1 protein-coding gene and 1 pseudogene are annotated in these 1,589 nt (G+C 42.9%); both read left to right on the forward strand.

All coding sequences use genetic code 11. The features are described from left to right. Positions 1-441 (forward strand): annotated as a pseudogene (locus AC1DUO_RS24830) (hypothetical protein); the annotation flags it as partial. Further along, a complete protein-coding gene (locus AC1DUO_RS24835) occupies positions 428-1,513 on the forward strand; it encodes a glycosyltransferase (protein ID WP_477989316.1) in 1,086 nt (361 codons plus the stop codon). The pseudogene AC1DUO_RS24830 and the gene AC1DUO_RS24835, both read left to right, overlap by 14 nt. Positions 1,514-1,589 lie beyond the last annotated feature (76 nt).

Below are 1,589 nucleotides of genomic sequence, written 5' to 3' on the forward strand. Positions count from 1 at the left end.
ATGAAGTTCATCACGTTAGGGGCTTTTTTTATTCTCATGCTGGCCGCATTTTTCAAATCTATTCTGCTGATTATTAACTGGCCAATGATTTTTGCTTTTATGTATATGGCCCCTAACCCTGCGCAGTGGATGAATTATGAAGGGTTTACATTACTACCTGCGCTCTGTGTCATTGTGACTTTAGTTCTTCTTATTATCAGGACAATAAAATATACCACACTCATTTTGGACTCCAGACTGATGTCATCGATTATGTGTGTCCTGATTTATTCTGCCGTAATGACGTTGGTTGGGTTCTACGCTATCCGTACCGATTATACTTTTGGAAGCGTGGGGGATGCCGTTTTCAGAAAACAATTGCTAATTATGCCACTGGTTATTTTCTCCATATTGCTTTATTTAAGAACCTACGCCTCAGGGACATCAGATGAAGAAAATTAAAGTTGTACACCTGTTAGGTCAATTGGATATCGGTGGGATTGAAAGCTGGCTTTTTGATTTTGTGATAGAAACCTCAGGAAGTATTCAACACACCTTTATCGTCGATAAGCCCCATAAAGGGTTTTACGAAGATGCTTTATTAGCTATGGATTGCAAAATAATACATATTCCTTCTTATAAAAAACAGCTGAAATACCTGGCTGCCTTATTCTCCGTTTTCAGGAATAACAAATATGACGTCTGTCATAGTCATGTCAGCTTCAATAATGGTTTCGTGGCGTACATCGCTAAAAGGTGTGGAATAGCACGGATTATTTCCCATGCTCATTCAGATCGAACGCTGTACTACCAAAATACTGGTCCGATAAAACGCATTGAAATTAGTTTCAAAATTCTCCTGGCTAAGCGTTATTCAACCTGTTGCGTCGCGGTAAGTGAAGATTCAGCGCGTTGCCACTATAAAACAGGGGCGCCTGTGGTCAATATTATTCCCTGTGGCAAAGATTTCCATCGTCTTGTGTCTACTGCTCCCACCAGCCTTAAACATGATCTGGGCATTGCTGAAAGCACGTTCGTATTGGGAACCGTCGGGCGAATGGAATCCGTCAAAAATCACAAATTCCTGCTTGAAATACTGTCGCAATACCGGGATCAAGATGTGTGTTTACTGATTGTAGGTGAAGGAAGTTTGCGAAAAGACTTGCACAAAAGGGCCGTGGAGCGGGGTCTCGCTGACAAAGTTATCCTGACCGGCGCAAGAAATGATGCATTGTTAATTTTACGCGATGTTATGGATGTGTTCCTGTTCCCGTCGCTGCACGAAGGTCTCGGGCTTGCGGCTATTGAAGCTCAGGCTGCCGGATTACCGGTCATCGCGTCCTTGCACGTTCCGCGGCTTATTGATGTGACTGAGCGTATTTCCCATCAGTCACTCAGCGATCTCTGCGCATGGACGTCAGAGATTGATGTATTGATGACTCAGTCAGCAACGAAAAAAATCAATACTGATGTAATAACAGGGCGCTTTTCAATCGGGCAGAATGCGGCAGAAATATTGAGGTTATATGCCTGAAAATATTAAAACTGGCCGTGCGTCTTTTCGTCGCTGGCGGGGAGTTATTCTTGTTTTATGTGCCATAACGTCTCTT

The organism is Rahnella sp. P4_A8, assembly GCF_056402435.1.